Source organism: Pelorhabdus rhamnosifermentans (genome assembly GCF_018835585.1).
Lineage (GTDB): Bacteria > Bacillota > Negativicutes > UMGS1260 > UMGS1260 > Pelorhabdus > Pelorhabdus rhamnosifermentans.
The window spans coordinates 1-267 of sequence record NZ_JAHGVE010000148.1 but is presented as its reverse complement, the minus strand read 5'-3'; the positions used below and the strand labels follow the sequence as shown (position 1 = coordinate 267).

Annotated in this window: 1 protein-coding gene; it reads left to right on the top strand. The window is 47.2% G+C overall.

All coding sequences use genetic code 11. The features are described from left to right. On the top strand, positions 1-267 hold a 267-nt coding region (locus tag Ga0466249_RS26140), incomplete at both ends, for a 2-oxoacid:acceptor oxidoreductase family protein (RefSeq protein WP_215832410.1).

The following is a 267-nucleotide window of genomic DNA, read 5'->3' as shown; positions in this document are numbered from 1 at the left end:
CATTATCCGAAAGTAGTCAAACCGGACCTGCTTCTCGCCATGACGCAAGAAGCATTAGATAAATACGCCCATGACCTGCCAGACGAGGCCATGCTTGTCATTGATACAACCTTCGTCAAAGACATTCCGAATAAATTCACGAATGTCTATCAGCTGCCCATTACAGAAAAGGCAAAAGAAGTCTTAGGCCGAGCCTTGTTTGCCAATATCATTGCCATTGGGGCCATTGTAGCCCTGACAAAAGCGGTAAGCAAAGAGTCGGCCGTG